Here is a 23,722-nt window from a genome sequence, read left to right on the forward strand (position 1 = left end):
TTCTAATTTTTTGACTCATTTTCTTAACTTTTAAGATTGTTCTCCTTTAGCTGCTTTAATTACTTCTTCTGATACATTAGAAGGAGTTTGTGCATAATGTGAAAATTCCATAGTAGATGTTGCTCTACCAGAAGACAATGTTCTTAATGTAGTTACATAACCGAACATTTCTGATAATGGCACAGTAGCTTTTACAGTTTTTGCACCAGCTCTATCTCCCATGTCACTTACTTGACCTCTTCTTCTATTTAAATCACCTACAATATCTCCCATGTTTTCTTCAGGTGTAATCACCTCAAGCTTCATTATAGGTTCCATTATAACTGCCTTAGCTGCTTTTGCTGAATTTTTGAATCCAAGCTTCGCTGCTAATTCGAATGATAATTGATCCGAATCCACATCATGATAAGATCCATCTTTCAATGTCACTTTCATCGCGTCTACTTCAAAACCTGCTAATGGTCCATTAACCATTGCCATTTTAAATCCTTTTTCAATTGAAGGGATAAATTCTTTAGGAACATTACCACCTTTAATTACAGATTCGAATTGAAGACCTACAACACCTTCATCTGCTGGTTCAATCGTAAATACGATATCAGCAAATTTACCACGACCACCAGATTGTTTTTTATAAACTTCTCTATGGTTAGCTAATTGTGTAATAGCTTCTTTATATTCAACTTGTGGCTGACCTTGGTTAACCTCAACTTTAAATTCACGTTTAAGACGATCTACAATTACATCTAAGTGAAGCTCACCCATACCAGAAATAATCGTCTGACCTGAAGCTTCATCTGAACGCACAGTAAATGTTGGATCTTCTTCAGCTAACTTAGCTAAGCCCATTCCTAATTTATCAACATCTGCTTTCGTCTTAGGTTCAACCGCGATACCAATAACTGGATCAGGAAAGTCCATAGATTCTAAAACTATAGGGTGTTTTTCAGATGTTAATGTATCTCCTGTTTTTATAGATTTAAATCCAACAGCTGCTCCAATATCACCAGCTTCGATAAAATCAATTGCGTTTTGCTTGTTAGCATGCATTTGGTAGATACGAGAAATACGTTCTTTTTTACCTGAACGGTTATTCAATACGTAAGAACCTGCATCTAAACGACCAGAATACGCTCTAAAGAATGCTAAACGACCTACGAAAGGATCAGTAGCAATTTTAAATGCTAAAGCAGCAAACGGCTCCTTTACATCTGGCTTACGAATTTCTTCTTCATCTGTATCTGGATTCACACCAACGATACCTTCCTTATCCGTTGGAGAAGGTAAGTAACGACATACAGCATCTAGTAAGAATTGTACACCTTTATTTTTAAAAGCAGAACCACAAACCATAGGAATGATTGCCATATCCATAACAGCAGCTCTAAGTGCAGCATGCACTTCGTCTTCTGTAATAGAATCTTCATCTTCCATGAACTTCTCTAATAAGTTCTCGTCGTAGCTAGCTACTTCTTCAATTAATAAAGCTCTGTATTTTCTAGCTTCAGCTTTAAGCTCTTCTGGAATTTCGATAATATCAAAAGTTGCCCCTTGAGTTTCATCGTGCCATACAATAGCTCTGTTCTTTACTAAATCTATAATACCTTTAAAGTCATCTTCATCCCCAATGTTTAAAACGATTGGCACAGCATTAGACTTTAACATGTCTTTTACTTGTTGACAAACACCTAAAAAGTCAGATCCTTGACGGTCCATTTTATTAACGAAACCAATTCTTGGTACTTTATAGTTATCAGCAAGTCTCCAGTTAGTTTCAGATTGTGGCTCAACACCATCAACTGCACTAAATAAGAATACTAAACCATCTAATACACGTAATGAACGGTTTACTTCAACCGTAAAATCAACGTGACCAGGTGTGTCAATTATATTAAAATGATATCCTTTTGTGTCTGGAGTTTTTTCACCATTTTCAATTGGAAAATCCCATGTACAAGTTGTAGCAGCAGAAGTAATTGTAATACCTCTTTCTTGCTCTTGCTCCATCCAGTCCATTGTTGCAGCACCATCATGTACTTCACCAATTTTGTGAGAAACACCCGTATAATAAAGAACACGCTCTGTAGTAGTAGTTTTACCAGCATCAATATGCGCAGCAATACCTATATTTCTTGTATATTTTAAATCTCTTGCCATTTCTTATTAAAATCTAAAGTGAGAGAATGCTTTGTTTGCTTCAGCCATTTTGTGAGTATCAACTCTTTTCTTAACAGCTGCACCTTCTTCTTTAGCCGCAGCTAAAACTTCTGACGCTAAACGTTGTGCCATAGATTTTTCGTTTCTTTTACGAGAATAGCTAATTAACCATTTCATCGCAGTTGAAACTTTACGATCTGGACGAATTTGCATTGGTATTTGGAATGTTGCACCACCAACACGACGACTACGTACTTCTACGTGAGGCATCACATTAGATAAAGCTTCTTTCCAAACTTCTAACGCTGTTTTTTCGTCATCATTTTTTTTCTCTTCAACAATGTCAATTGCATCATAGAATACTTTAAAAGCTACAGACTTCTTACCATCCCACATCATCATGTTAACAAAACGTGTTACTAACTGATCATTAAATCTTGGATCTGGTAAAAGCGGTCTCTTTTTTGCTGCTCTTTTTCTCATGTCTTCTTCTTAAAGTTTTAAATTACTTCTTAGGGCGTTTTGCACCATACTTAGATCTACGTTGTGTTCTTCCAGATACACCTGCTGTATCTAAAGCACCACGAACGATGTGATATCTAACTCCTGGCAAATCTTTTACCCTTCCACCTCTAACCAATACTATCGAGTGCTCTTGTAAATTGTGACCCTCTCCACCAATGTATGCATTGACCTCGTTTCCGTTTGTTAAACGAACCCTTGCTACCTTTCTCATTGCTGAGTTAGGTTTCTTAGGTGTCGTTGTATAAACACGAGTACATACACCACGTCTCTGAGGACACGAATCTAAAGCAGCCGATTTACTCTTCTTGGTTATTTTGGCTCTTCCTTTTCGTACTAATTGTGAAATTGTTGGCATATATTTCTATATAAAATTTTATTAACCCTCACTTTTGAGGGCTGCAAAGGTAGGAATTAATATGAATTATTCAAATAGTTGAGAATTAATTTTTAAAAGAAATATAAACTTTCATTTTATACCTATATATAATGGTCTATTTTTACGTTACAAATATAGGAATCTAGACTACACACTTTTAAAATCTACAACAAAGACTACGCTCAAAATGCTCAAACCATTTCGTTTAATTTTCATATGTCTATTATTGATTTTTATGAATCAATTGTATGGTCAAACCATAAATCTTAAAGTAGTAGGTGAAAATGAAAGTAAAACCGCAATCATTGATTCAGTAGGTTATAAGAAAGATTTTAATAATTACACTACTCTAGAAACAGAACTCTATTCCTTAAAGAAGAAACTTACTAGACTCGGTTATCTTGACACAACGATTGAAAACATTTCTAAACAAAACGATACCCTTTTTAATGCCGAACTATTCTTAGGTAAGAAAATTAACCGAATTCGAATTAATTACGATTCAGACTTTAATGTTGAATTATTAAATTTTATTGAACATACTAAAGGCGAAATTTGTTTTGAACTAAATATATCACAACTTGAAAACGCTTTAAATGAATTAAATTCTAAAATCGCAGAACAAGGTGATCCATTTTCAACTTTACAACTTGTTAATATTTCTAAACTAAATTCTGATTTAATTTCTGGAGATCTAAAAATTGTAACCAATCAAAAAAGGCAAATAGATAAAATCATTGTAAAAGGGTATGAGAAGTTCCCCAAATCATACATTAAGAGATTTCTAAAATTAAGAGCAGGAAAGTCTTTCAACTTAAATAGTATTAAAGAAAAGGTACAGTTATTAGAAGATTTACGTTTCGCTAGCCAGATTAAAGATCCTGAAGTTCTATTTACACAAGATTCAACCACACTATATTTATATGTTGAAAAAACTAGAACCAATAATTTTGACGGTTTCCTAGGTTTTGGAACCAATGAGAATACCAATAAAATAGAGTTTGATGGTTATCTAGATTTAAGACTTATTAATAATCTAAACTTTGGCGAAACGCTGAACCTATTTTATAAGAGCGATGAGATAGACCAACAAACTTTTAAAGTTGATGCTGACTTGCCTTACCTATTCGGCTCACCTGTCGGATTGCAAATAGGTCTCAATATCTTCAGAAAAGATTCAACGTTTTTAAATGCTAATCAATACGCAAAGGTAAATTATCAGATAAATGCACAACATAGAATAGGAGCTGGTATTACATCGACTAACTCAACCAATCTTCTTGAAAATGACACAGCAACCTTAAATGATTATACCTCTAGTTATTATACTTTAAACTATAATTATACCAAGTCTCAATTTTACGATCCATTGTTTCCTATAAATTTTCAATTCGATTTATCAACTGGGTTTGGAGATAGAAAAAATGATGTTGGGAATCAAAAACAAAGTGTCTTTAATATAGATACCTATAAAATTTTCAATCTTAACCCTAAAAATAGCATTTACACAAGATTAAATGGTGCTGTATTGACTTCAAATGATTATCTAGACAATGAACTATTTCGCTTTGGAGGCATTAACTCCATTCGTGGTTTTGAAGAAAACAGCCTGGTTGCTAACCTCTACGGAGTGATTAATACGGAATACCGTTATCGCTTAAGCAACAGTATATATGTACATTCAGTAATAGATGCTGCTTATTTCGAAAACCAATTAACAGATAGTAAAGAAAAGCTCTTCGGTTTTGGCTTTGGCTTAGGGCTACTAACTAATTCTGGATTATTTCGATTAAACTATTCTAGTGGCAAAACAGAGAACAGGCAATTTAAATTATCAGACTCTAAAGTTCATGTCAGTTTAACCGCTACTTTTTAATTCTGTTTCAATACCTTTGCGCCTTTAAAGTCCATAATGGACATTTAGCTGGCAAGAATTAATACACACTGCAATTGCTAAAGAGGTTATAAATCATTTTCGATATTTTAAATAAATGGAAAAGGCGACTACAATTTTTGGGATTCGTGCTATTATTGAAGCTATTAAAGCTGGTGAGACTGTGGATAAAGTTTTTATGCAAAAAGGGCTTTATGGCGAATTATTTAAAGAACTAGAACATTTATTGCGATCTGAAGGCATTAACTCGTCTTATGTGCCAGTTGAAAAGCTCAACCGATTAACACGTGGTAATCATCAAGGAGCTGTTGCTCAAATTTCTCCTATTGAGTTTCATAACATCGATGATTTAGTAATGCAAGTGATTGAATCTGGTAAAACACCATTATTTCTCTTATTGGATCAATTAAGTGATGTTAGAAATTTTGGTGCTATTGTAAGAACTGCTGAGTGTACAGGAGTTAATGGTATAATTATTCAGAAAAAAGGTGGTGCTCCTATAAATGGAGATACAATTAAAACGAGTGCTGGAGCTATCTTTAAAATGCCAATTTGTAAAGTGGATCATATTAAGGATGCCGTTTTCCACATGCAAGCCTCAGGCATCAAAGTTATTGCTGCAACAGAAAAAGCTAAAGACTTTGTATATGAAGTTTCTTTTAAAGAACCATGTGCCATTATTATGGGGTCTGAAGGTAGAGGAATTAATCCTTCTGTATTAAAAGTAGTTGATAACCAAGCCAAGCTTCCTATTTTAGGAGAGATTGAATCTTTAAATGTTTCTGTCGCTTGTGGAGCGTTTTTATACGAAGCTGTGAGACAACGTAGTTAATCCTCTTTTTTCCTAAAGATGTATCTGATTTTTGGAGGGCCATTTAATTCGGATTCAACTTCATTTTCTAGTTCTGGTTCAAATTCAATAAAGTTTCCGTCCTCATCAAATTGACGCATAAACGGATCATCTTCCTCGTTATAACCAGGTTGTTCCCATTTATATCTTTCAGGTTTTGCTACTTGCTTTCTAAAGATTAAAGCGAAAACGAGACCAGTGATCAATCCACCTAAGTGCCCTTCCCAAGACATCCCTTCTTTTACAGGAAAGACATACCAAATCATACTTCCGTATAAAAATATGACCATTAATGATAACGCAATAAGTCTATAATGTTTTGCGAAAATCCCTTTAAAAAAAATGAAACTAACCAGTACATAAATCAATCCACTAGCTCCAATATGATTTCCGCCACTTCCAATTAACCATGTTAAAAATCCAGATAAAAGAATACCATACAAAATGACCTTCCACGCTATCTTTTTATAAAAATAAAAGAGCGCTAAAGACAATACAAACAGAGGAATAGAGTTATTATAAATATGGTCTATATCTCCATGTAAAAATGGACTTGTAAAAATACCTAGAAGACCTTCCAACTTTTGCGGCCTAATTCCAAAAGCTTTAATACCATAATCCACACGTACCTGATACCAAAATACCAGCCATATAATAAAGACATTCATCAAAGGATACAAGATGACGCTATTAGAATATTTAAATTGTTGTGTAGACATGTTAATTTTTTTATACTCAAAAAATCAAAAACCCAATTACTTTGAGTATATCGTTACTTCAAATTTATAACCAAAACACAATAGCATGAAATATTGTCATAACTGTTTATAAAAAGCACCATAGTTTTCAACCGCATTTTGTAATTTTAGACCATGAATATTCCTTTAGCTGAACGACTGCGTCCAAAGACACTTAACGACTACTTAAGTCAACAACACTTGGTTGGAAAAGATGGTATGTTGTATCAGCAGATTAAAAGTGGAGTAATTCCGTCACTTATACTTTGGGGACCACCAGGAATTGGAAAAACGACATTGGCTAACATTATCGCTAATGAATCTGAACGTCCTTTTTTTAAACTCAGTGCTATCAATTCTGGTGTAAAAGACATTAGGGAAGTTATAGATAAAGCAAAAAAAAGCGGTGGTTTATTTACGGCAAAAAATCCAATTTTGTTTATTGATGAAATTCATCGCTTTAGTAAATCGCAACAAGATTCACTTCTTGAAGCTGTTGAAAAGGGTTGGGTCACCTTAATTGGTGCTACAACCGAGAATCCAAGTTTTGAAGTTATTTCAGCATTATTGTCAAGATGTCAAGTTTATACTCTGAATGCCTTTAGCAAAGCTGATTTAGAAGCTTTATTACAGCGTGCTTTAACAGAAGATGAAACCATTTCTAAATTAAATATTGAATTAAAGGAAACAGAAGCTTTACTCCGATTTTCTGGTGGTGATGCGAGAAAACTATTGAACATTTTTGAGTTACTTGTTACGTCTTTTAGAACAGAACCTATTGTAATTACTAATGATTTAGTAACAAAACAAGTTCAAAGCAAAGCTGCTCGTTATGATAAAACTGGCGAACAGCATTACGATATTATTTCTGCTTTTATAAAATCGATTCGTGGCAGTGATCCAAATGCGGCAGTCTACTATTTAGCTCGTATGGTAGAAGGTGGAGAAGATGTAAAGTTTATCGCTAGACGATTACTAATTTTAGCTAGCGAAGATATTGGTAATGCAAATCCAACAGCTTTAGTTATTGCAAATAACACCTTTCAGGCAGTTTCTGTAATTGGTCATCCTGAATCGCGAATTATTCTTAGTCAATGTGCTACATATTTAGCGAGTTCCCCAAAAAGTAATGCGGCTTATGAGGCTATTAATAAAGCACAACAACTTGTTAAGGAAACCGGAGATTTATCCGTCCCACTTTCTATTAGAAATGCTCCAACAAAGCTAATGAAAGAACTAGGCTATGGAGATCAATACAAGTATTCACATAGTTATAAAAACAATTTTGCTGAACAAGAATTTTTACCAGAAGAAATCGCAAATACAAAACTGTACGAACCTGGAAATAATGCTAGAGAATTAGCACAGCGTAATTATTTAAAATCCCTTTGGAAAGAAAAGTATGGCTATTAAAGAGCCACCATACATTTTGAAGAAACATTCTGCATTTCATGAACACTAGGACATTGAAAATTCTTAAAAATCTATCTATATTTCTACTACTGATTTCATTAAATTCTTGCCAAAAGTCAGAAAATAAATCGAACGGAACCAAAAGTCAATCCATCGGACCAAAAAACGGAACGTTATTAATTGGTGGTGGTGGAAAGAATGATGGAATGACCAATGAAATGTGGAAAGTATTTTTTGATTTAGCAGGTGGAAATTCCGCTAAACTTGTTATTATCCCAACTGCATTTGATGAGAATTCAATAAACTACGATCCTGAATTTAAAATTTTAGAAAGAAAATTCAAATCTCTTGGCTTTAATGAGATCTATTTTATGCACACAAGAGATACTTTAATTGCTGATAGTGAAGAATTTGTAAAACCTTTAAAAACTGCAACCGCAGTTTGGTTAACAGGCGGAAGACAATGGAGAACTGCTGACACTTATTTAAACACCAAAACTCATAAAGAACTAATTAATCTCTTAAATCGTAATGGTATAATCGGAGGTGCTTCAGCAGGAGCCTCAATTCAAGGTTCATATTTGGCAAGAGGAGGAAGAGGCTTAAATGGAAGCTACAGCATTATTGGCAATCCCGAAGTTGGATTTGGGCTTGTTACAAATACTGCTTTTGACCAGCATCATCTTTATAGAAACAGACAATATGATATGTTTGAGTTATTAAAAATTAAACCTGAATTATTAGGTATTGGTATAGATGAAGACACTGCTATTATTATACAAGGAAATGAATTTGAAGTTATAGGCGATAAATATGTTGCAATTTATGACAATACATTTTGGTCACCCTATTTCAATGAAATTGATACTCTCGAAACTGGAAAAAACAAATTCTATGTTTTGAAAAATGGAGACAAATACAATCTAAAAGAAAGACGTGTTCAACTGAATAAGTTCATAAAACAAAAAGACATAACTCTTCATGAACAGAAAGAATATGTCGGAAATTATCTTTTTGAGAAAAGTAAAGTCTTTTGGAATAACATTGTGATTGAAAATGGTACTCTGAAATTTCAAATTGTAAGACGGAATATAGTCCGAGACCCTATTCCATTATACGCATACGACAAAGATTTGTTTTTTGACACAGATGCAGAATTATGGTTTCATTTCACAAGAGATAGTTTAGGACAAATTACTGGGTTTGAAAAAAGAACTCATAAATTTATAAATAGTTTAGACCAAAGATTTAATAAAATCGTGGACTAAAACTTATGTTAACAACGTCTATAAACCACTTGCTAGTTCTGTGTATATTAGGAATTTAAAACTTAATATTCAGCATTGTTTTTTCACCAAGCTTTCCGTCATTTTCAGAGTAAAACCAAAAGCCATCTTCTTTAAAAACTATAGCACTTCTATCTTTTACAATAAACACATTTTCTGCTGCTGTAGTTAATAAAATCATTACTATTCTTGGCTCCGAATTCACTAATTGAAAACCATTACTAATAACTTGCGCATAGTAAAGATTCTCATTACTCTCATCTATAGGTATTGGCTCAACCTTTATTTCCTCTTCTTTAACCTCATTTTTTTCAATCGTCTCTTTTGGTTTTTCAATTTCTTGAGTTTTTGCCAACTTTGCTTCTATTGATGGTTTAGAAACCTCAATTACCTCTTCACTTGGCACATATTTATAATCTAAATTTTTAAATGTCTCAAAAGCCTCTCTTAATGCTTCATTAAAAGCTCTATCATATTTCTTTAATTTTGAATCTCCAATTTCGGAGGTCATAACCACAGCACCATAGCAATCTTTAAGTATAATTTCTAGCTTGGTTTTAAATATGCCACTTTTTTCGTTTGAAACTTCAGATGTTAAAGCCAAACATCTTTGATTTTTTAAATCATCAGGAAGATTGTCATCCACAAAATAAGCTTCATAACCATACTTGTTGAACAAAAATTTGGTTAGAGAATTTAATTGATATTGATCTTTACCCTTAGTAAAATCAAAACTGCTAGGTATAATAATGTATTTGTAATGATTAATGTTTTTCTGTGCAGTTGCAAATAAACTAATTAGAATAAATGAAATCGCAAATATTATTTTCTTAAGCATATTTTTTAATTTAAAGGTGATTTTCAATCGCTTTCAAGTTAGTTATTCTTTTGAAGTTATGTGAATTGTGAACATCTTTATAATCAAAATGAATCGTATCCATTCCAATATTGTCTGCTCCTTCTACATCTGCTTCTAAACTATCTCCTATCATTATACTTTCCTCTGCATTTGCATTGGCTATATCTAAAGCAAAATTAAAAATTCTTGGATTAGGTTTTTTCACTCCGACCATTTCAGAATTAGTAATAGTTTTAAAATAACTTCTAATTTTTGAAGTCGTCATTTTTCGTTCTTGCGCTTCTTCAAATCCATTAGTAATAATATGTAATTCATACTTATCTTGGAGGTAATCCAAAATTTCAAAAGTACCATCGAACAAGTGATTGAATGTTGTCAAATGCTCAATATAAGCTTCAGATAAATGATTAATCATATCATCTTCTACATCAATATTTATGGCATCAAAAGCCTCCTTTAATCTTCCATAACGCAAAGCTGATTTAGTTACTCTTTCTTCTCTATACATTTTCCAATATTTTAAATTTATTGGTTCATACACTTCTAAGAAATCTTTAAGCCTTGTATCGATATTATTCAGTTTAAAAATCTTATAGAATGTAAATCCTGAGTTTTTATCAAAATCCCAAAGGGTATGATCTAAATCGAAAAATACGTGCTTTATATTGTTCATTATTCTGCAGATTCTAATATAATATTAAATAGCGACCTGTATCCTTTCCAACGGTTTACATCACTAAATGTATAATTATGGAATATTGCTGTAAATGTACCATTAACTGCTTTTACTTCATCAATTAGTTTTTGTAAATGCTCTGTTTTATCTAATTCTGATTGATACTTTAACAATCCAAAATCTAAACATTGATATGGGTTAATTTGTAATGGTGTTTGCACTTCATAATCTAAATCATAAAACTGAAATGGTGTACATGTCCCAGCTCTAAAACCAAGAGTATCTATATAACCCATTGTAAAATCTTGGTTAATTTCGAGCTCAACCAAATTTCTATAAGACGTTGGTAAATTTAACTTAGAGAACGAATGACGTACCGCTTTTAAATCTGTATTTATAATAGACTCCATTTTAAGTTTTTCCTTTTTTAGAATGGAAATATCATCTAATGAAAAATAGGATGCTTTTATCCCAACATTACAATAATCGGCAACCGATTTAATCAATGAAACAAATTGTTTTTTATTACTATTTATGTTCTTATCGTAGGTAGAATAATCTCCAATTAAAAATAGTACCATAAATTTAAATTTGCTTTGTTTTTGCTTCGTAATAATCCATTTAAATGTATCGTAAGGATCGCGCATAAAACCCATTAAAACAGAATAACGCTGATACAGTTGTCTTAGTTTTAAACGGCTCAAATCATTTAATGTTCCACCAATGGTACGTAACAAACCTCTTTGTTTAAAATAATAGGCCGTTGGTACATCTATAACAGGTTGTATTTTATATGTTCTCTCAGGAAACACATAATCAGGAAACCGTTTTTGCAAAACTTTTCTCAGTTTATATGCCCAAACATCTATTACAGGTTGATTTAAAAACCGATGATTATAAGCTAAACTTTCTTTTGCCATAAACCTGCCATAATCATCTTTTACATGTGGCATATATTCTTCATAACGACTCAATAAATAAAATGAAGCTGCAAAAATATCGAACGGTAAATCGCTCCGCTCACCAGTTGCAAAAAAACCTTTTGTATTCTCCCAAGGTTGCACATTAATATCTAAATCAGATAAACTTTTCTCAAAGAGTAATTCATGGCTTCTTATAAACAACTCGTTACTTAAAGGTTGTTTTGCATAAGACATTTTGAGGCTATTATGTGCAATAAAATCCTCAACCTTAGAGGTAAAACTAACCTCTAAACCGAGAATACGCTTGCAAATATGCTTAAACGTATATTTTAAACGTGGTGTGATTTTGTGCGTGTAAACTAATAGCATTATATAATTTCTTCGTCTGCGAAACTAAAATACGCTTTCTCTGTTACAATGAGGTGGTCTAGAACTTTAATATCTAAACTTTGTGCTGCTATTTTTAATTTTTGCGTAATGTCTTTATCTGCTTGACTTGGCTTTAAAGTCCCAGAAGGATGATTATGGCATAGAATTAAAGCGGTTGCACCTACTTCCAAAGCATTTTTAAGTACCAAACGCACATCTACTAAAGTACCAGTAATTCCGCCTTTGCTTAGTTGATTCTTTTGAATGACTTTATTTGAATTATTGAGATACAAAATCCAGAATTCCTCATGTGGCAATTCCCCCAAAATGGGTTGCATAATATTGTAAACAGAACGACTAGAGCTAATCTTTTTCAGCTCTAAACCCTCTTCTAAACGACGACGACGTCCTAATTCTAAAGCTGCAGTAATCGTTATCGCTTTTGCTTCACCAATTCCTTTAAATTCCATTAATTGTTTAATCGATAACTTTCCTAAAGCATTTAGATTATTATCTACACTAGCTAAAATACGCTTACATAAATCTACAGCACTTTCTTCTCTGTTGCCAGAACCTATGAGAATCGCAACTAATTCTGCATCACTTAAAATTGCTTTTCCTTTGTCTCGAAGTTTTTCTCTAGGCTGATCATCTTGTGACCAATTTTTAATTGAAAATGAAGTCGGTTTTTCTGACATGCACTAAAGATAAAAAATTGTAAATTTAAGCGTCTAAATAAATCAATTAATTTAAATGAAATCATTTTTTGAAAATGGCGTTTATGATGAAATTTCATCTCGTCTCAACCAATTAAACAAAAACACCTCAGCAACTTGGGGAAAAATGAATGTTGGTCAAATGCTAAACCATTGCCAAATGCCACTAAATATAATCTTAGAAAAAGAAGATTATGATGTAAAACCCAATTGGCTGATAAACCTCTTATTTAAAAAATCAATGTATAGCGATAAACTTTGGAAGAAGAATTTACCAACAGCTAAAGGCTTTGCCATAAAAGACAAAAAAGATTTTGATACCGAAAAACAAGCCATTACAAACCTTATTGATGAGTTAAACACACAACGCGAACGTAACGATTGGCAACCACATCCAGCGTTTGGTGCAATGACTAAAGAACAATGGGGGAAAATGCAATACAAGCATTTAGATCATCATTTTAGACAGTTTGGAGTATAATGAATTACCCACCAAAATACCACTTAGACGACGACATTAATCACATGATTGAAGTCGTTAAAACCTATCCATTAGCAACTGTGATTTCTGTAAAAAATAATCAACCATTAGTAACACATTTGCCTTTAATTTACGAAGATGGAAAACTGATTGGTCACATAGACATATACAATCCACATGCTCAATTATTAAAAAATGATAATGACGTTACACTGATTTTTGCAGGACCAGAATGTTATATTTCACCAAGCGTCTACTCTACCACACAATTACCAACTTGGAATTATATAAAAGTACATTTAAAAGGAAGCGTAAAAGCTATTGAAAGTAAAGCTGCTTTAAAACAGTCTTTAATTACTATGACTGAATTCTTAGAAGCACCAGATCATAAATATGTTTTAGAACCAGACAATCCACGTTTAGATAGAAATCTAGATTATATTAAAATGTTTGAAATTACCATCACCAATTGGGAAGGTAAATTTAAGCTCTCTCAAGATAAAAAACCAAAGGACACTAAATTGGCTCGCGAGAAGTTAGTTAGTGCTAATCAAGAAAGTATTAAGGTGTTTTTAGATAAGGTGTTTTAAATAAATCATTCTATATTATAAGAATCCAAACGTCTGACCACTGCTGGTATCTCTTGACTAACAAAAGAAGTTGTATCATAAATTAATCCATAACCATCCGCATAATAAAAATGATCTAAACCTGGTGATTGTTCATCATTAGATAAAATGGCATAACGTTGAGCATAAGCGCTTATAAAAGTACCTGACTCTACTGTAATTTCGTAATCAATAGCAATGAGTTCTTCATAGATTGTTCCCCAATCTACAGCATCTAACACTCTAGGTGTAAAATCATTATTAGCAAATTTAACTGTACCGTTTTCCCATATAAGATAACCTAAAGAGTCTCTTAACAACTCAAAATGCTCTCCGTTAGGATTGCAAAAGGTAATTCCGGCTTCATTACCAGTAGTTAAACGTCTAAACTTAAAATAGGTGTTACCATCTATGACTTCTGTTCCAATAATATTCACAGCATCTATTACACCTGTGTCATCATAAGCTTGAGTATTAGGATTGTATTTGTAGTTTTTATAAACCCATTCGTTACCTACAGTAAGTGCGTAAAAATTTGATTCTAGATCTTCTGGATCTTGATTATTATCTGAAGTTGTACAAGAAGATAACACGATTGCAATAAAGCATACATAAATGATTCGTTTCATGATTATTGAGATTGATTAATACTTTGAAACGTAACTGTATTTTATACTTTATAAAGATTGGTTGGTTCTTTTAATAACGTTTCGAAATTTAAAATAGTATATCGCTAACAATTCGTCTCGTAAGATTTTCAATAAAAACCGAACTAATGTATCTTTACATCCTATCTAAAGATGGAATTTATGCAAGACACAAAAATGCGCAACTATATAAAAGCTGTATTAGAAAACATGCCCAGCGACTGGCTGAATCTAACAACACATAGACTAGATATTTACAATGAAACATTAGCTAAAACAGAATTTACAGACCAGTTTGAAACCTTATTTAAAAGCAATAATTCTGAATTATCTGCGCTCAATGAATTACCTACGGCTTACGACTATATTCGTTTAGGTCATCCTTTATCTTGTGTCCTAGAATGGGGAATTGCAAACTTGCATGATCTAAAATCAGAAAATGTGATTAGTTTTTCATCTCAAACGGTTCCTGTTTTGGCAATTCTGAGGCAAAATTTATTAGATCATAGAAAGACACAAATCATTTACACAGATCAATTACCAGAATCTTTTGATGCTGAACTCATAAAGCGTGTGTATGGTTATAGCTTTCAGTTAAAAAAGGTTGAGAGTTTAGAAGCTGTTTCAAAATTTAAAGGAAGTACTATTTTCATTTCACGACAAAATGAGATTTCTAGTAGCGACCTCAACTCAAATATTGACTTTTATATTAATCTATTCGCGCAACTTGGAAGTGTTTTAATAGTCAATGGAGAACAGAACGCTAATTACGTTTCAGATATTCAGCATGTACGTCGTAGAGAAACTATTGCTATGACTCCTGCAAATTGTTTGGTGGCTTTAAAATCATTGACTGAGCAATCTAAATTAGCAACTCAGAATGCAAATATTGAAGCCAACAAAGCAAGTGTTTTAGAATCTATTAAACATATTACAGGTACAACGACAAAGCCACAAGTTGGTTCTAGTGGACTATCTGTTCAGTATGCGATTATGATGGGACTTATTGATGATGCGCAAGAAAATCATAGCGGAAAAGCGATTAAATTTATTGTACCAACAAACTGTTATGGTGGTACCAATGACCAAGCCAGACGTGTTGCTGAATGCCTTGACAACGTAGATGTCGTAGATTTAGAAGTCGATGGCGATAATGATATGGTAACTAGTCTAGAGACCGTTTTAGCTAAAATTGCTAACGACGATGCAATTCCATATATCATTGCTGAAATTCCGACCAACCCAAGAGTTGAAGTTCCGGATTTAGAACAATTAAAAGCGGTTTTAAGTGCAGAACGCAAAACGGCATTAGGAGAAACTGCTATTGATCCTGTTTTTATTTTAGATCAAACGTTTTGTCCTAATATTCACTTTTTAGGTGAAGGAGAAATACTCTCAACCGTTAGAACCATTTCTTATACTAGCGGATCAAAATTCCCAAGTGGTGGAAAATGTACTGCTGGTTACTGCGTTGGCAACAACAAAGCAGAAACTTTAATGGACAAAATAGAATTGCATCTTGGACTTTGCGATAATGAAGCCACAGCACTTCAATATGAGATATTAGCAAAACAAATGCCTTCTATGAATCAAAGAATTAGTGATGCTTATACTAATACACGTGAATTTGTGAATTTTATTCACGAGACATTACCAGAAGCGAAAATCAATTTTGTGTCAGAAGAACTCGCAACACAAGGATTTACACCATCTGTATTTTCAATAGACCTTCCTACTAAAGGCAATACTGCTGAAGAAAAAGAAGCTTATAAAAGAACGCTGAATCATAAACTAATTAAGTTGATGATTACAAAAATTCCAAACGAAAGTAAGTACTGTGTAAGTTACGGACAGTTACAAGGTTGTTATTGGACGATACCTGCAACCTCAACACAAGGCACAACAAAAGAAGGCGATAAAGATTATATTGCTCGCGTTGCATTGTCTCCAGATATGGATTTAGAACTACACAAAAAGATCTTTATAGATTTTGTCGAAAGTATTTAGGCTCGTTACACATATAGATTCACAATTATATTAAACAACACAAATGGAAATTTTAGAATGGATACAAGATTGGTTTAAAACTAATTGTGACGGAGAATGGGAAAAAGGTGATGCCATACAAATTACCAATATAGACAGTCCAGCAGGTTGGGACGTTGAAATTGATATCTCTAAAACGTCCATTGCTAATCTCGAAATCAAATGGGTTCTCAACGAAAACGGAAAACAAGATTGGTATGGTGTAAAAATTCAAAACCAAAGATTTAGAGCTGCAGGTGATGCCTCTAAATTGACTTTCCTATTAGGTTTATTTAGAGAAATGATTGAGAAAATTGAGAATACGGTTTGACATTTTAAAGAAATTCATCGAACTTCGTTTACTCCTAATTTTTTATTAAAATGAGTATACACCAATATTAAAAAGCAAAAGCTAAAACATAAATGGACTATAAACCTCTTCTAGATTATATAAAAAAATATATCGACTTAACTGTTGAAGAGGAAACCATTTTACTTTCTAAAATAGTTCATAGAAATTATTTAAAAGATCAATACATAGTACAACAAGGTGATATTTGCAGAACTGTAAATTTCATTATTTCTGGATGTACAAAAACATTTTACATGGATCTAGAAGGCCAAGAACACATTGTGATGTTCTCAATTGAAGATTGGTGGACTTCTGATTTAGGGAGCTTTATAACACAAACTTCTGCCGACTTTAATGTGCAATGTATAGAGAACACAAAGCTTATTCAATTTACCTACGATAATCTTGAAACCTTATATAAAGAAATACCAAAACTCGAGCGTCTTTTTAGAAAGATTGTAGAACGTGCTTTTGCGGCTTCCCAAAAACGCATTATTAGAAATTTTAGCCTTAGTGCTAAAGAGCGTTACCAAATTTTTAAAAAATCAAATCCACAAATTGATCAACGTGTCCCTCAATATATGATTGCCTCATATTTAGGTGTTACCAAAGAGTTTTTAAGTAAAATTAAAAGCCAAATCATACAAAATCAATAGATATTAATCTAGATTAACATCATTTCATAATCTACATCATTTTCTACCCTTTCATTGTTTTAGACATTTGTACCATAATATTTAAAACAAAAAAAATGAATACATTATTAGAAAAAATTAGCACAATTAACGATATGATACTTGAAGGAAAAGCTTTAGAAGCTTTTGATCAATTTTATCATGATGATGTTGTAATGCAAGAAAATGACAATCCTATTGTTGAAGGAAAAGTAGCAAATAGACAACGCGAAGAAGATTTCTTTGGAGCTATTACAGAATTTAGAGGCGCTCAACCTTTAAAAGTAACTGTTGGAGAAAATACAACTATGGTAGAGTGGCATTTTGATTATACGCATAAAGATTGGGGAATTAAAAATTACACGCAAGTTGCTGTGCAAGACTGGAAAGACGGAAAAATAATAAAAGAGAAATTTTACTACGGAGAATAATTTAAACTATTAACGATTTAAAAACAATAAAAATGAAAAATTCAATTAAAAATATAACTACACTAGTAATCGTAGCATTTATGACATTCTCTTTTACAACGGTTGAAGGAGATAAAAAAGAAATTAAATTAGAAAACAGTAAAGTTGTATGGAAAGGATATAAAGTAACTGGCTCACACGAAGGCATCATCTCAATTACATCTGGTCACTTAAATTTTGACAAAAACCTATTAACTGGAGGAAGTTTTGAAATAGATATGTCTACTATTACTGTTACCGATTTAGAAGGTGAGTACAAAGGAAAATTTGAAGGTCATTTAAAATCTGATGATTTCTTTGGCGTTGAGAAATTTCCAACAGCTTCCTTAGATTTTACAAAAGTAAAATCTACTGGAACGAATTCATATAATGTAACTGGTGATATTACAATAAAAGGAAAAACAGAAACTATTTCGTTTGATCTTTCAGTTTATGGAAATAAAGCAAATGCATCGCTAAAAATTGATAGAACAAAATTTGATGTAAGATATGGTTCTACAAGTTTCTTTGATGGCTTAAAAGACAAAGCAATTTATAATGAGTTTGACTTAGTAGTAGATTTAGAGTTTTAGTAAAATACAAAGTTAATACCCAAATAAAAATTAAATCTCGAAGCGCAAGCTATATAGCTTGCGCTTTTTTATATAAAACACAAACAATTTAGTTTTTAACAGAAGTTATTTAAAGCGTTCAGTAGTTAGGGTTAAATCTTATAGAGGTTAACGACATCTCAAAACCTAATCTCATAAAGAGAAAAACACTTCATACAACTTGATTTTCTAAAAAAATTCAACGAACTTCGTTAATGTCTGATATAAAAACGGATTTCTATTACTAAAGATTTAACCAACTTGAGAAAAACGCAGATGAATAAATTAACCTTAATATTTTCAATTCTATTATTGATTTCCTGTGATAAGGAAAATCAATCAGAACAAACTATTAATTCTACCCATATAAAATACTTTGGATTTACATTAATTGATACTTATTGGGATGATCCAACTGATAACCAAACTAAAACAAATTATATTGATGAAGTATATGAATTCTCAAATATCGCCGATATTCTAGTTGTAAATCCCTCTGATGATATTATATCGAGAATGACCGAAATGAATAATTTACAAGTAAAAAGTGTATTACACATTTCGGAAATATTTTTTGAATTAGTAGGTAACTCAAGTGCTTCCGGATTAGAATATGACTTGCGAGCTGATTATCAAACAAGATGGAACGAATTTATGAGTATCAATAGTTTACATATCAACCAAAATTTAATACAGACTTTCTACCTTGGAGAAGAACCTACTTGGAATGGAATAACGTTTTCCGAACTAAAGTCTGCAACTGACTATATTAAACAGGCTTTACCAAATATTCCAATAATGATAATCGAAGCTTATCCTGCTGTTGATGAACTTCAAATTCCAAATTCTGTGGATTGGATAGGTTTTGACCATTATTTTATTAAAGACCCGAAAACAAATACCATTTATTTAAATGAGTTAAACACCTTAAAGTCAAAGTTTTCAAATGACAACCAGAAACTAGTAATAGTAATGGATACTCATTTTATGAGCTCTTTTCATGAAGATATTGGCGGAATAGCATTAAACGAAATGGATGAGGTTATTAATAACTATTATGAATTGGCAAAGTCAGAACCTAAAACAATTGCTATCCTAGGTTATTTTTGGCCAAGTGGTTTTGATTTACCTGAATCAATTGGAGCAAGAAATATGCCTCAAACTATTAAAGAAAACTACATCCAAATTGGAAAACAAATAACCAATAAGGAATAAAAACTGGTTAAAACAATCTACGAAGTTAGTTACGCAACTACTCAACTAAGCACAAACCAAAGTCTATTATAACTTGCTCTCTTACAGAGAAAAATACGTCTCAAACTTGACTTTCTAAAAAAGCCATCCAACCTCATCAAAATCCAAACCACCTTAATTACCAGAACTCATTAATAATATGGACTTTTTATTATAAATTGTAGATACCTTAATTACAATCCGCTAACAATACATCTACAAAAAGAAATACGAGTTAAAAGATTAAATTGGTTAAAAATTAAAAAAGTTAAATAACACTCAAGTATTTGATATATCAATTATATTTACATCAAATAAATTATATATGAACCTGTCTCTTCCGTCAGAAACAATATTTCACGTCATCGAAAGTACCATTAAGGACTATCGGAAATTTGCTCAGAAAAACATTTCAGAACAAATACAAGACATTACGATCGACCAAGGTCTAGTACTTCTCTTTCTAAATGAGCATCCAGATTTAAGTCAGAAAGAAATTGCTGAATTAGTGTTTAAAGACAACGCATCAATGACACGAATGATCAATATTATGGTTCAGAAAAAACATCTGAAACGCTCAATGAATCCTAAAGACAGAAGGCGTTACAAAATTGAAATCACAGACAAAGGAAAGGATGTATTAAAAACACTTCCTCCAATCATTCATAAGAATAGAAATTCATCATTAAAAGGAATCACAAAAAACGAACTCAATCAATTGGAAATCATTTTGGGTAAAATCAGAACCAATTGTACAAAATCATGATATTATGAAAGTTATAAGCAAATTTATTTTAGTCACAGTCACATTTTTAATGCTGTTCACTACTCAACTGAACGCTCAGCAACAAGTAAAACTATTAACACCTAAAGAACAGCAAACTGTTGTTGATTCTATAGGTAGTAAACTAAACGCAAACTACGTTTTCCCAGACATTGCGGCGAAAATGACCTCAAGTATAGAATCGAAACTTAGGAATGGAGATTATAAATCTATAATTGATCCTCAAGAATTTGCTACAAGACTGACGGCAGATCTTCGGGCAATCAGTAAGGATAAACATATAAGAGTCAATTTTGATCCTGGCCAAATTGCAGATCAACAACGGACGGTTACTGCTGCAGATAGTGCCACTTATTTAAATCGCTATATCAATAGCTTAAAGCGAAATAATTTTGGCTTTAAAGAGGTTAAAATTATGGCTGGCAATATTGGTTATCTGGATCTTCGAAGTTTTTCTAATGTAGAGTACGCTGGCGAAACGGCTGTATCTGCAATGAATTTTTTGAGTAATACCGATGCAATTATTATTGATCTTCGAAATAATGGAGGTGGAAGTCCGGCTATGATTCAACTCATAACCAGTTACCTATTTGGAAGTAACCCAGTTCATTTGAACAACTTTTATTGGCGTCCATCTGATCAAAACTCTCAAACCTGGACCTTACCACATGTGAGTGGTACTCGAAGTCCTGATACTCCCGTTTATGTACTAACCAGTGGTGGGACGTTTTCGGCAGCTGAAGAGTTTAGTTATAATTTAAAACATTTAGAACGTGCGACTTTGGTTGGTGCAACAACAGGTGGTGGAGCACATCCTGGCGGCTCCGTTGTTGCCACGGATCGATTCATGGTTTGGGTTCCCACAGGTAGAGCCATCAACCCAATCACCAATACAAATTGGGAAGGCACTGGTGTTAGTCCGCATATTGAAGTTCCTGCTGCCGAAGCACTAGATGTGGCTTATATAAAAGCTCTAGAATCACTTATGAAAACTAATAAAGACGAAAGCTTAAAAGCATTCTACGAATGGCCAATTGCTGAACTAAGTATTAAAACTAATCCGGTGACTTTAGATGCTAAAACTTTAAAATCTTACGCAGGAAATTATGGTCCACGTATGGTAAGCTTCGAGAATGGTAAATTATTCTATCAACGTGGTAGTGGAACAAAATATGAATTAGCTCCATATAGTAATAATGAGTTTATACTATTGGGTCTTGATAGTTTTAGAATCCGTTTTTTATCCGAAGGAAATATAATAACAGCTCTACAAGGATTGTATGACAATGGTCGTACTGATAAAAACGCAAGAGATAAAGAGTAGATTCTCTTGGTCTAATTTGTTAGTAAGAACTACAACGTAAAAAAAATAACTTAAGAAGTGTAAGTCATATAGCTTGCGCTTTTTTATATAATACAACGAGAGCTAAGCCTTTAAAAAAGTGCTTTTACCTCATCAAAATCCAAACCACCATAATTACCAGAACTCATTAATAGTAGAGACTTATTATCAAAATTCTGAGAGAATAAGAAATTCTTAAAATCTTCTGGGTTGGTATAAATAATTAAGTCATCTCGCTCAAAAGCATTTGCAATTTGCGTTTCCGTGACTTCTTCTAGTTTCTTAATTTCTACAGCGTGAGGTGAATAAAAAACTACTGCGACATCTGCAGCATCTAAAGCTCCTTTGTATTCTTTTAAAAATTCAGCATTAAGACTACTATAGGTGTGTAATTCTAAACAAGCCACTAAAGTTCTGTCATTAAATTGTTCTTTTAAAGCTTTTGTGGTTGCTTCTACCTTACTTGGTGAGTGGGCGAAATCTTTATAAGCGATACTTGTTTTAGATTCAGCAATTTTCTCTAAACGTTTACTTGCTCCTTTAAAAGTAGAAATAGCTTCGTAGAAATCATCTTCATCGATTCCCATGTGCTGGCAAATCCATTTGGCACCAGCTAAATTATTTAAATTATGAGCACCAAACACTTCGATTGGCATTGGTCCTTCTGGAGTTTCTAAAAGTGTTTCTCCGTTTTCAACTGTATATTCTGGAGTTTGGTAAGCTATTTTCCGAATCTGGTTTTCAGAGGCTTCCACGACTCGCTTTACCTCAGCATCTTCTTCATTATAATTAATACTTCCACCTGTTACTATAGAATCTACAAAAATGCTGAACTGTTCTACATAGTTTTCGTACGTTGGAAACACATTAATATGATCCCAAGCAATACCACTCAACAATGCTATATTAGGTTTGTACAAATGAAATTTTGGTCGCATGTCTATTGGAGAACTCAAATACTCATCACCTTCTAAGACCATAAAATCATTGTCTTCTGTAAGCTTAACCATCACATCAAAACCTTCGAGTTGTGCACCAACCATATAATCTACATCTCTATCGTGATAATGCATCACATGTAAAATCATAGAAGTAATTGTAGTTTTTCCATGACTTCCTCCAATAACTACACGTGTTTTGTTTTTGGCTTGTTCGTATAGAAATTCTGGATAACTGTATATTCTTAAATCGAGTTCTTGGGCTTTTAACAATTCAGGATTATCAGCTTTAGCATGCATTCCTAAAACGATAGCATCTAAATCTGAAGTGATTTTTTCTGGATACCAACCAAAGGCTTCGGGCAGTAAACCTTTAGCTTCTAATCGCGATTTTGAAGGGTCAAAAATAGTGTCGTCGCTTCCTGTAACTTTATAACCTTTATTGTGAAGTGCTATAGCCAAATTGTGCATTGCTGCACCACCAATAGCAATAAAATGTACGTTCATAGTGTCCTTAAATGAGTGTTGTAAAAATACTATAAGTTTTTTGAAATGAGAAGAACTAAAAAGTATACCTCAACGTCAATTCGAGTGAATTCTATAATTGAAATGAATAGAATTAGTATCTAGAATAGAGGTTTATATTTTCACTAGGTTCTCGATACGATTTTTTTTAAAAAAACCACTCGAACTGACGTTAGACATAGTAATTGAAGCATAATTTCAATAGTGAGATAAATAAATTTATTCTATTTTTAAATTATATTAACTTTTTAAAATGTAAACATGGCTAACGA

The 23,722-nt window shown here is 32.6% G+C and carries 24 protein-coding genes; 14 read left to right on the forward strand and 10 right to left on the reverse strand.

The features are described from left to right. Nucleotides 1–30 precede the first annotated feature (30 nt). From fusA to rpsL, 3 genes are read right to left on the reverse strand one after another with little or no spacing between them, the layout of a single operon-like run. Complete coding sequence (fusA, locus tag QZZ53_RS11330; protein ID WP_296384690.1) at nucleotides 31–2,157, reverse strand: elongation factor G; 2,127 nt, start codon at nucleotides 2,155–2,157, stop codon at nucleotides 31–33. Nucleotides 2,158–2,163: 6 nt separating this feature from the next. Continuing rightward, nucleotides 2,164–2,640, reverse strand: a complete 477-nt coding sequence (gene rpsG / locus QZZ53_RS11335; protein WP_296384693.1) for a 30S ribosomal protein S7 — start codon at nucleotides 2,638–2,640, stop codon at nucleotides 2,164–2,166. A 22-nt stretch (nucleotides 2,641–2,662) separates the two neighbouring features. Beyond that, the gene (gene rpsL / locus QZZ53_RS11340; RefSeq protein ID WP_019386263.1) at nucleotides 2,663–3,037 is read right to left on the reverse strand and encodes a 30S ribosomal protein S12; all 375 of its coding nucleotides are present in this window, start codon (nucleotides 3,035–3,037) and stop codon (nucleotides 2,663–2,665) included. A 256-nt stretch (nucleotides 3,038–3,293) separates the two neighbouring features. Between rpsL and QZZ53_RS11345 the strand changes: the two genes are divergently transcribed. Together QZZ53_RS11345 and rlmB are read left to right on the forward strand one after the other, a co-directional pair. Further along, on the forward strand, nucleotides 3,294–4,934 hold the full coding sequence (locus QZZ53_RS11345) for a POTRA domain-containing protein (protein WP_296384695.1): 1,641 nt from the start codon (nucleotides 3,294–3,296) through the stop codon (nucleotides 4,932–4,934). Nucleotides 4,935–5,049: 115 nt separating this feature from the next. Next, nucleotides 5,050–5,784: a 23S rRNA (guanosine(2251)-2'-O)-methyltransferase RlmB gene (gene rlmB, locus QZZ53_RS11350; RefSeq protein WP_296384698.1), complete on the forward strand. Its 735-nt coding sequence runs from the start codon at nucleotides 5,050–5,052 to the stop codon at nucleotides 5,782–5,784. Here the strand turns inward: rlmB and QZZ53_RS11355 are convergent. Further along, nucleotides 5,781–6,521 carry a rhomboid family intramembrane serine protease gene (locus QZZ53_RS11355; protein ID WP_296384700.1) on the reverse strand — a complete coding sequence of 247 codons (741 nt, stop codon included), beginning with the start codon at nucleotides 6,519–6,521 and terminating at the stop codon, nucleotides 5,781–5,783. The genes rlmB and QZZ53_RS11355 overlap by 4 nt on opposite strands. A gap of 153 nt (nucleotides 6,522–6,674) precedes the next feature. Between QZZ53_RS11355 and QZZ53_RS11360 the strand changes: the two genes are divergently transcribed. After that, complete coding sequence (locus QZZ53_RS11360; protein ID WP_296384701.1) at nucleotides 6,675–7,952, forward strand: replication-associated recombination protein A; 1,278 nt, start codon at nucleotides 6,675–6,677, stop codon at nucleotides 7,950–7,952. Nucleotides 7,953–7,990: 38 nt separating this feature from the next. Then, nucleotides 7,991–9,220, forward strand: a complete 1,230-nt coding sequence (locus QZZ53_RS11365; protein ID WP_296384704.1) for a cyanophycinase — start codon at nucleotides 7,991–7,993, stop codon at nucleotides 9,218–9,220. Between the two features lie 55 nt (nucleotides 9,221–9,275). On the opposite strand, the gene QZZ53_RS11370 is transcribed toward QZZ53_RS11365, so the two are convergent. Genes QZZ53_RS11370 through radC form a run of 4 tightly spaced genes read right to left on the reverse strand, consistent with a single transcriptional unit; the run spans nucleotide 9,276 to nucleotide 12,763 of the window. Continuing rightward, on the reverse strand, nucleotides 9,276–10,076 hold the full coding sequence (locus QZZ53_RS11370) for a hypothetical protein (RefSeq protein WP_296384705.1): 801 nt from the start codon (nucleotides 10,074–10,076) through the stop codon (nucleotides 9,276–9,278). Nucleotides 10,077–10,086: 10 nt separating this feature from the next. Continuing rightward, nucleotides 10,087–10,770: a YjjG family noncanonical pyrimidine nucleotidase gene (locus tag QZZ53_RS11375; protein WP_296384707.1), complete on the reverse strand. Its 684-nt coding sequence runs from the start codon at nucleotides 10,768–10,770 to the stop codon at nucleotides 10,087–10,089. Further along, nucleotides 10,770–12,065, reverse strand: coding sequence for a polysaccharide deacetylase family protein (locus QZZ53_RS11380; protein WP_296384709.1), 1,296 nt, complete (start codon nucleotides 12,063–12,065; stop codon nucleotides 10,770–10,772). Before QZZ53_RS11380 ends, QZZ53_RS11375 begins: the two co-directional genes overlap by 1 nt. After that, complete coding sequence (gene radC / locus QZZ53_RS11385; protein WP_296384711.1) at nucleotides 12,065–12,763, reverse strand: DNA repair protein RadC; 699 nt, start codon at nucleotides 12,761–12,763, stop codon at nucleotides 12,065–12,067. Before radC ends, QZZ53_RS11380 begins: the two co-directional genes overlap by 1 nt. Nucleotides 12,764–12,818: 55 nt before the next feature. Here radC and QZZ53_RS11390 point away from each other — a divergent pair, with 55 nt between their 5' ends. Both QZZ53_RS11390 and QZZ53_RS11395 read left to right on the forward strand, forming a co-directional pair. Further along, nucleotides 12,819–13,262: a DUF1569 domain-containing protein gene (locus QZZ53_RS11390; protein WP_296384713.1), complete on the forward strand. Its 444-nt coding sequence runs from the start codon at nucleotides 12,819–12,821 to the stop codon at nucleotides 13,260–13,262. After that, nucleotides 13,262–13,852: an FMN-binding negative transcriptional regulator gene (locus QZZ53_RS11395; protein WP_296384715.1), complete on the forward strand. Its 591-nt coding sequence runs from the start codon at nucleotides 13,262–13,264 to the stop codon at nucleotides 13,850–13,852. Before QZZ53_RS11390 ends, QZZ53_RS11395 begins: the two co-directional genes overlap by 1 nt. Nucleotides 13,853–13,857: 5 nt before the next feature. Here QZZ53_RS11395 and QZZ53_RS11400 read toward each other — a convergent pair whose 3' ends face one another. Continuing rightward, nucleotides 13,858–14,499: a hypothetical protein gene (locus QZZ53_RS11400; protein ID WP_296384718.1), complete on the reverse strand. Its 642-nt coding sequence runs from the start codon at nucleotides 14,497–14,499 to the stop codon at nucleotides 13,858–13,860. 180 nt (nucleotides 14,500–14,679) lie between these two features. Here QZZ53_RS11400 and QZZ53_RS11405 point away from each other — a divergent pair, with 180 nt between their 5' ends. From QZZ53_RS11405 to QZZ53_RS11440, 8 genes are all read left to right on the forward strand, one after another. Beyond that, complete coding sequence (locus tag QZZ53_RS11405; RefSeq protein WP_296384719.1) at nucleotides 14,680–16,524, forward strand: PLP-dependent transferase; 1,845 nt, start codon at nucleotides 14,680–14,682, stop codon at nucleotides 16,522–16,524. A 43-nt stretch (nucleotides 16,525–16,567) separates the two neighbouring features. Then, nucleotides 16,568–16,873 (forward strand): immunity 53 family protein, encoded by a 306-nt coding sequence (locus tag QZZ53_RS11410; protein ID WP_296384721.1) that lies wholly within the window; start codon nucleotides 16,568–16,570, stop codon nucleotides 16,871–16,873. Between the two features lie 92 nt (nucleotides 16,874–16,965). Continuing rightward, a complete protein-coding gene (locus tag QZZ53_RS11415; RefSeq protein WP_296384724.1) occupies nucleotides 16,966–17,550 on the forward strand; it encodes a Crp/Fnr family transcriptional regulator in 585 nt (194 codons plus the stop codon). A gap of 95 nt (nucleotides 17,551–17,645) precedes the next feature. Next, complete coding sequence (locus tag QZZ53_RS11420) at nucleotides 17,646–17,999, forward strand: nuclear transport factor 2 family protein (protein ID WP_296384726.1); 354 nt, start codon at nucleotides 17,646–17,648, stop codon at nucleotides 17,997–17,999. A 32-nt stretch (nucleotides 18,000–18,031) separates the two neighbouring features. Further along, nucleotides 18,032–18,610 (forward strand): YceI family protein, encoded by a 579-nt coding sequence (locus tag QZZ53_RS11425; RefSeq protein ID WP_296384728.1) that lies wholly within the window; start codon nucleotides 18,032–18,034, stop codon nucleotides 18,608–18,610. A gap of 294 nt (nucleotides 18,611–18,904) precedes the next feature. Further along, entirely contained in the window at nucleotides 18,905–19,843 is a 939-nt protein-coding gene (locus QZZ53_RS11430) for a hypothetical protein (protein ID WP_296384730.1), read from the forward strand. A 343-nt stretch (nucleotides 19,844–20,186) separates the two neighbouring features. Next, nucleotides 20,187–20,627, forward strand: a complete 441-nt coding sequence (locus tag QZZ53_RS11435; RefSeq protein ID WP_296384732.1) for a MarR family transcriptional regulator — start codon at nucleotides 20,187–20,189, stop codon at nucleotides 20,625–20,627. Nucleotides 20,628–20,631: 4 nt separating this feature from the next. Further along, nucleotides 20,632–21,969 (forward strand): S41 family peptidase, encoded by a 1,338-nt coding sequence (locus tag QZZ53_RS11440; RefSeq protein WP_296384734.1) that lies wholly within the window; start codon nucleotides 20,632–20,634, stop codon nucleotides 21,967–21,969. Between the two features lie 110 nt (nucleotides 21,970–22,079). Here the strand turns inward: QZZ53_RS11440 and QZZ53_RS11445 are convergent, their stop codons facing one another. Next, nucleotides 22,080–23,432 (reverse strand): Mur ligase family protein, encoded by a 1,353-nt coding sequence (locus QZZ53_RS11445; RefSeq protein ID WP_296384736.1) that lies wholly within the window; start codon nucleotides 23,430–23,432, stop codon nucleotides 22,080–22,082. Nucleotides 23,433–23,722: the final 290 nt, after the last annotated feature.

The sequence above is a fragment of the Winogradskyella sp. genome, from assembly GCF_016744625.1.
Classification (GTDB): domain Bacteria; phylum Bacteroidota; class Bacteroidia; order Flavobacteriales; family Flavobacteriaceae; genus Winogradskyella.

What these genes read in the sequence shown, in the direction of transcription:
- fusA (WP_296384690.1), bottom strand. Translation starts at nt 2,157, where the DNA reads ATGGCAAGAGATTTAAAATATACAAGAAATATAGGTATTGCTGCGCAT.
- rpsG (WP_296384693.1), bottom strand. Translation starts at nt 2,640, where the DNA reads ATGAGAAAAAGAGCAGCAAAAAAGAGACCGCTTTTACCAGATCCAAGA.
- rpsL (WP_019386263.1), bottom strand. Translation starts at nt 3,037, where the DNA reads ATGCCAACAATTTCACAATTAGTACGAAAAGGAAGAGCCAAAATAACC.
- QZZ53_RS11345 (WP_296384695.1), top strand. Translation starts at nt 3,294, where the DNA reads ATGAATCAATTGTATGGTCAAACCATAAATCTTAAAGTAGTAGGTGAA.
- rlmB (WP_296384698.1), top strand. Translation starts at nt 5,050, where the DNA reads ATGGAAAAGGCGACTACAATTTTTGGGATTCGTGCTATTATTGAAGCT.
- QZZ53_RS11355 (WP_296384700.1), bottom strand. Translation starts at nt 6,521, where the DNA reads ATGTCTACACAACAATTTAAATATTCTAATAGCGTCATCTTGTATCCT.
- QZZ53_RS11360 (WP_296384701.1), top strand. Translation starts at nt 6,675, where the DNA reads ATGAATATTCCTTTAGCTGAACGACTGCGTCCAAAGACACTTAACGAC.
- QZZ53_RS11365 (WP_296384704.1), top strand. Translation starts at nt 7,991, where the DNA reads ATGAACACTAGGACATTGAAAATTCTTAAAAATCTATCTATATTTCTA.
- QZZ53_RS11370 (WP_296384705.1), bottom strand. Translation starts at nt 10,076, where the DNA reads ATGCTTAAGAAAATAATATTTGCGATTTCATTTATTCTAATTAGTTTA.
- QZZ53_RS11375 (WP_296384707.1), bottom strand. Translation starts at nt 10,770, where the DNA reads ATGAACAATATAAAGCACGTATTTTTCGATTTAGATCATACCCTTTGG.
- QZZ53_RS11380 (WP_296384709.1), bottom strand. Translation starts at nt 12,065, where the DNA reads ATGCTATTAGTTTACACGCACAAAATCACACCACGTTTAAAATATACG.
- radC (WP_296384711.1), bottom strand. Translation starts at nt 12,763, where the DNA reads ATGTCAGAAAAACCGACTTCATTTTCAATTAAAAATTGGTCACAAGAT.
- QZZ53_RS11390 (WP_296384713.1), top strand. Translation starts at nt 12,819, where the DNA reads ATGAAATCATTTTTTGAAAATGGCGTTTATGATGAAATTTCATCTCGT.
- QZZ53_RS11395 (WP_296384715.1), top strand. Translation starts at nt 13,262, where the DNA reads ATGAATTACCCACCAAAATACCACTTAGACGACGACATTAATCACATG.
- QZZ53_RS11400 (WP_296384718.1), bottom strand. Translation starts at nt 14,499, where the DNA reads ATGAAACGAATCATTTATGTATGCTTTATTGCAATCGTGTTATCTTCT.
- QZZ53_RS11405 (WP_296384719.1), top strand. Translation starts at nt 14,680, where the DNA reads ATGCAAGACACAAAAATGCGCAACTATATAAAAGCTGTATTAGAAAAC.
- QZZ53_RS11410 (WP_296384721.1), top strand. Translation starts at nt 16,568, where the DNA reads ATGGAAATTTTAGAATGGATACAAGATTGGTTTAAAACTAATTGTGAC.
- QZZ53_RS11415 (WP_296384724.1), top strand. Translation starts at nt 16,966, where the DNA reads ATGGACTATAAACCTCTTCTAGATTATATAAAAAAATATATCGACTTA.
- QZZ53_RS11420 (WP_296384726.1), top strand. Translation starts at nt 17,646, where the DNA reads ATGAATACATTATTAGAAAAAATTAGCACAATTAACGATATGATACTT.
- QZZ53_RS11425 (WP_296384728.1), top strand. Translation starts at nt 18,032, where the DNA reads ATGAAAAATTCAATTAAAAATATAACTACACTAGTAATCGTAGCATTT.
- QZZ53_RS11430 (WP_296384730.1), top strand. Translation starts at nt 18,905, where the DNA reads ATGAATAAATTAACCTTAATATTTTCAATTCTATTATTGATTTCCTGT.
- QZZ53_RS11435 (WP_296384732.1), top strand. Translation starts at nt 20,187, where the DNA reads ATGAACCTGTCTCTTCCGTCAGAAACAATATTTCACGTCATCGAAAGT.
- QZZ53_RS11440 (WP_296384734.1), top strand. Translation starts at nt 20,632, where the DNA reads ATGAAAGTTATAAGCAAATTTATTTTAGTCACAGTCACATTTTTAATG.
- QZZ53_RS11445 (WP_296384736.1), bottom strand. Translation starts at nt 23,432, where the DNA reads ATGAACGTACATTTTATTGCTATTGGTGGTGCAGCAATGCACAATTTG.